Raw genomic sequence first — 5,508 nt, forward strand, 5'->3', positions numbered from 1 at the left:
GGGGGGGGGGGCGGGCCCGGGGGGGGGGCGGGGGGTATTTGCCCCGGTTTTGGGGTTGGGGCGGGGGTGGGGGAGAAACCCGCCCCCAACCCCCGCCCTACTCAATCTCCCCAAGCACCCCCAACATCGCCCCCACATCCCCCGCCCCCAACAACCGCTCCCGAAACTCCTCAGCCATCAACTTCCGCGACAGCAACGCCAGAATCCGCAGATGCTCATCCCCCGCATCCGCCTCCGGCACCGCGATCATGAACACCAGCCGGGCCTTCGTCCCATCCGGCGCACCCCACTCGATCCCCTCGGGGGAACGCGCGAAGCCGACGACCGGAGCGGTCACCGCATCCGTCTTGGCATGCGGAATCGCGATCTCCTCGCCGAGCCCGGTCGTGCCTTGGTCCTCCCGGGCAAACGCGGCCCGCACCAGCTCCTCCGCATCCGTCACCTTGCCGGTCGCGGCCAGCAGCTCAGCCATCTCACGGATCGCGGCGTCCTTACCGTCGGCCGCCAGCCGCTCCTTGACGGTCTGCTCAGTGAGATACCCGGACAGCACCTGGCCCCCAGAATCGGCCTCGCCTGCCCCGCTCTGAGAAGCGACCGCCTTACGGGCACCCGCAGCGCCACACGCCTCCGCGGCACGGTCACCGCCGCCGCCCACCCCAGCAAGGACGGGCTCAGCCGCGACCGACGCCGCCCCGGAGCCACCACCCGCGGCGGCACCCGCAGTGGCACCCGCACCACCCGCGGTGGCACCCGCACCACCTACACCACCCACACCACCCGAGTCACTCGCAGCGCCCGCCACCCCCACAGCACCGCCCGAATCACCAGCACCGCCACCCACCGACATCAACCCAATCGTCACCAACGCCGTCACCGCCGTACCCACCACCACCGCGACAAAGAACATCGGCACCCCACCAACCGCACCGAGAACCGCCACAATCGGCCCCCCATGCGGCACGTTGTCCTCGACCGACGCCACCCCGGCTATCGCCCCGGCGACCGCGCCACCCACCATGTTCGCCGGAATGACCCGCGCGGGACGCGCCGCCGCGAACGGAATCGCGCCCTCCGTGATGCCGAAGAAGCCCATGAAGAGCGCCGCCAGCCCGGTCTCCCGCTCCTGGTCGTCGAACATCCGGCGGCGCAGCAGCGTGGCCAGCCCCTGGCCCAGCGGCGGTACCGGAATGGCCGCCGCACACGCCCCCATGACCTCGGGGTTCTTGGACACCAGCCCGGCACCGAAGAGGAACGCCGTCTTATTGACCGGACCGCCCATATCGAACGCGATCATCAGCCCGAGAATGATGCCGAGCACCGCCGCACTCGTGCCGGTCAGCCCACCGAGCCAGTCAGTGAGCTGCTCGAAGACCCAGGAGATCGGCTCGCCGAGGACATAGATGAAGAAGAGGCCGAGCGCCGAGGTCGCCACGATCGGGATCACAATGATCGGCATGATCGGCTGGACGAACTTCGGAACCTTGACCCGCTTGATCCACAGCACCAGATAACCGGCCAGGAAGCCGGTGACGATCGCCCCGATGAAGCCGGCGCCCGCCTCGCTGTCGTACAGCTCGCCGTGCGCCGCGATCCAGCCGCCCACCATGCCGGGCACCAACGCGGGCCGGTCCGCGATGGCGTAGGCGATATAGCCGGACAGGGCCGGGATCATCAGCTCGAAGCCGATGCTCCCGATGTCGTTGACCGTCTTCCAGAAGGAGTCGTCGGGGATGACGATGCCCTTGGACGTCGTATCACCGCCCAGGGCGAGCGAGACCGCGATCAGCAGACCGCCGACCACCACGAACGGGATCATGTACGAGACACCGTTCATGAGCGCCTTATAGGTGACGCTGCGCCCCTTACTGCCGCCACCACCCCCGGAAGCCGCCGCCCCCGAGGCACCACCGCGCCCGGCGCCAGAGCCGTCGCCCTCGTACACCGACGCGTCCAGCACCTGCTCGATCAGTCGCTGCGGCCGGTGAATGCCATCGGCGACCCCGACGACAAGCACCCTCTTACCGACGAAACGACTGCGGTCGACGTCCTTGTCGGCGGCGATGATGATGCCGTCAGCCTCGCTGACATCGTTGTCAGACAGTACGTTCTCGGCCCCGATCGAGCCTTGGGTCTCCACCTTCATGCTGTGGCCGAGCGACTCCGCCGCCTGGGCCAGCTTCTCAGCGGCCATATAGGTATGGGCGATACCCGTGGGACACGCGGTCACCGCGAGCAATTTGAGCCCCGGTCCGCTGGCCCCCGCACCGTTGGGGGGATCGGCTGGACTGGTCACGTGGTTCTCCTTAACGCGTTGAGCGGGCGCGGGAAGCTGCCAGCGTCCCCGCGCTCGCGGCATCGTGCAATACATCCGGCCGGGATCTAAGCGACGGCCTGAACCCCCCGACTCCGGAAACGACGCGACCGTCGGTCCTCGAACGACGCGACCGTCGCCCCCGAACGACGCGACCGTCGGCCCTCGAAGCAACGCACCCCACGGTCCCCGAGCGGCGCGGCCGTCGCCCCCAAAGCAGCGCGGCCGACCTCCCCAAGCAGCGCACCCGTCGCCCCTGGTCATAGCCGTACGGCCGAAGATGACCCATGGGGGCTGGGGTTCGCTCCGCCGATCGGTGTAGATTCGTGACCGAGCCAGACGTCGCTGCTGATGGCGGTCGGGCGGCCCGCACCCCGGGTCGGCCGAGGGAGAGAGGGCCTCCGACGGACTGCGCACTGTGAGGTAGAAGGGGACAGGTGTGCCCGTTGTCGGGAGCCCTGCCCGACGCCTCGCATGCCCAGCCGAACCACTCTCGCTCGCACACGATCGACGAGGAGCAGCACTCATGACGACAGCCGTCTCCGGTCAGGACTTCAAGGTCGCGGACCTCTCCCTGGCTGCCTTCGGCCGTAAGGAGATCACCCTCGCCGAGCATGAGATGCCCGGCCTGATGGCGATCCGTAAGGAGTATGCCGAGCAGCAGCCGCTGGCCGGCGCCCGTATCACCGGCTCCCTGCACATGACGGTGCAGACCGCCGTGCTGATCGAGACCCTGGTCGCCCTCGGCGCCCAGGTCCGGTGGGCCTCCTGCAACATCTTCTCCACCCAGGACCACGCCGCGGCCGCGATCGCCGTCGGTCCCGAGGGCACCGCGGAGAACCCGCAGGGCATCCCGGTCTTCGCCTGGAAGGGCGAGACCCTGGAGGAGTACTGGTGGTGCACGGAGCAGGCGCTGACCTGGCCCGGTACCCCCACCGGCGGGCCCAACATGATCCTGGACGACGGTGGCGACGCCACCCTCCTCGTCCACAAGGGCGTCGAGTACGAGAAGGCCGGCGCCGCCCCTGACGTCGCCACCGCCGAGAACGACGAGCACCGCGTCATCCTCGAACTGCTGAACCGCACCATCGCGGAGAGCCCGCAGAAGTGGACGCAGCTGGCCTCCGAGATCCGCGGGGTCACCGAGGAGACCACCACCGGCGTTCACCGCCTCTACGAGATGCAGCGGGACGGCACGCTGCTCTTCCCGGCGATCAACGTGAACGACGCGGTCACCAAGTCCAAGTTCGACAACAAGTACGGCTGCCGCCACTCCCTGGTCGACGGCATCAACCGCGCCACCGACGTGCTGATCGGCGGCAAGGTCGCGGTCATCTGCGGCTACGGTGACGTCGGTAAGGGCTGCGCCGAGTCGCTGCGCGGCCAGGGCGCCCGGGTGATCATCACCGAGATCGACCCGATCTGCGCGCTGCAGGCCGCGATGGACGGCTACCAGGTCGCCACCCTGGACGACGTGGTGGAGACCGCCGACATCTTCATCACCACGACCGGCAACAAGGACATCATCCTGGCCTCGGACATGGCCAAGATGAAGCACCAGGCGATCGTCGGGAACATCGGCCACTTCGACAACGAGATCGACATGGCCGGGCTCGCCGCCCTCCCGGGCATCGTGAAGGATGAGGTCAAGCCGCAGGTCCACACCTGGACCTTCCCCGACGGCAAGAAGATCATCTTGCTCTCCGAGGGCCGTCTGCTGAACCTCGGCAACGCGACCGGTCACCCGTCGTTCGTGATGTCCAACTCCTTCGCGAACCAGACCATCGCCCAGATCGAGCTCTTCACCAAGCCGGAGTCGTACCCGACCGACGTCTATGTGCTCCCCAAGCACCTGGACGAGAAGGTCGCCCGCCTCCACCTGGACGCGCTCGGGGCCAAGCTGACCACGCTCCGGCCCGAGCAGGCCTCCTACATCGGCGTCCCGGTGGAGGGCCCGTACAAGCCCGACCACTACCGCTACTGATCGCATCCGCTGATCGCACCGGCGCCGCCGACCACACCGTCGGCGGCCGCTGACCCGGCCCCCGCCCCGGCGGGGGCCCCAGGGCCCGTCCGCGCCATCCGGCCGGGCGGGCTCGACTCGTCAAGGACCTCACCATGCCCCGCGGCCGCTACTCCCTCCACGACCCACACGATCACGCCCCCCTGGGCGAGGAGCACTTCCACTGCGCTCCCGGCCCCAGCGGGTGGCGCTATGTCGCACAGCGGACCTCACCCTCCGGCGATCACACCGGGTCCGTGGACCTCACCCTCGACGAGCTCGGCCGCCCGCTCAGGGTGGAGCTGCACGCGTCCAGCTGGCAGGTCAGGGGCGCCGCCCTGGACGGGGTCACCTGGGTCCGCACGGACCCCACCGGGGAGCACGCGACCGAGGGCAATGTCCGCGCCCACTCCTTCACCGGCGCCTCCCCGGCCTTTCTGGTCGCCGTCTCCCGCCTGCTGCGGCTGGAACCGGGCGCCGGAGCCGTCCGCGTACGCCTCGTGGCCTTCACCGATCCGGTCCTCGCACCCCTCACCCTGGATCAGTCCTGGGCACTCCTCGACAGAGCTGGTCACGCCACCGACACCGGGCCACTCGTTGTGGACGAGTACCAGGTGAGCGAGCTGGACACCGGAGAGGTACGGAGGGTCCACATCGCCGGCGACGTGGTGCTCGCCGCCCCCGGCATCGAGCTGGAGCACCTGGAGAGTCCACCGTCGTCCTTCGCGGCTTGATGGCCATCCCACCCCTCTGACCTGCGGCGTTAAGAAACTTCCCGGTACCTATTGACCCGGGGAGTACCGGTGCGTACGTTTGAGGGTCGCGGCAAACGGAGTGCACAGGTGCTCCGGCCGGACCGTATAAAGAATCTTGCTCGGAGTCCTTGACCAAGGTAGTCCGGGGAGGTAGGTTTAAACGGTTGTAGTGAGCGGAGTCCGCTCGCCCCCAAAGCGCATCTGAACCGCTCCGCAGACGGATGGAAATCCAAACGGAGCACCTTTTGACACCCGCAGGCATCACGCGAAGCCGATTAGGTTCGGCGGATGATCGTCTGCTAAAGTCGAAAACAACGCCGAAAGGCAAGGCCCCTCCAACGGCCACCGGAAACGGAATTCGGATCGGAAACGACCGGAAATCGGATCTGGTAAGGTTGGAAACACCGAAGGGAAGCGCCCGGAGAAGCCGGTGAAACGGT

3 protein-coding genes are annotated in these 5,508 nt (G+C 68.3%); 2 read left to right on the forward strand and 1 reads right to left on the reverse strand.

What is annotated here, in order from left to right; genetic code table 11:
* Window positions 1-97: 97 nt before the first annotated feature.
* On the reverse strand, window positions 98-2,293 hold the full coding sequence (locus tag ACFXB5_RS52290; protein WP_385222846.1) for a fructose-specific PTS transporter subunit EIIC: 2,196 nt from the start codon (window positions 2,291-2,293) through the stop codon (window positions 98-100).
* Between the two features lie 544 nt (window positions 2,294-2,837).
* Here ACFXB5_RS52290 and ahcY point away from each other — a divergent pair.
* Entirely contained in the window at window positions 2,838-4,295 is a 1,458-nt protein-coding gene (gene ahcY / locus ACFXB5_RS52295) for an adenosylhomocysteinase (RefSeq protein ID WP_201858146.1), read from the forward strand.
* A 134-nt stretch (window positions 4,296-4,429) separates the two neighbouring features.
* Window positions 4,430-5,047, forward strand: a complete 618-nt coding sequence (locus ACFXB5_RS52300) for a hypothetical protein (protein WP_385222849.1) — start codon at window positions 4,430-4,432, stop codon at window positions 5,045-5,047.
* The last annotated feature ends 461 nt before the right edge of the window (window positions 5,048-5,508 follow it).

The sequence above is a fragment of the Streptomyces sp. NPDC059455 genome (genome assembly GCF_042750115.1).
GTDB classification, from domain to species: Bacteria; Actinomycetota; Actinomycetes; order Streptomycetales; family Streptomycetaceae; genus Streptomyces; species Streptomyces endocoffeicus.

Excerpts from the sequence above, each read along its gene's own strand:
- ahcY (WP_201858146.1), top strand. The coding sequence starts at position 2,838 with ATGACGACAGCCGTCTCCGGTCAGGACTTCAAGGTCGCGGACCTCTCC.
- ACFXB5_RS52300 (WP_385222849.1), top strand. The coding sequence starts at position 4,430 with ATGCCCCGCGGCCGCTACTCCCTCCACGACCCACACGATCACGCCCCC.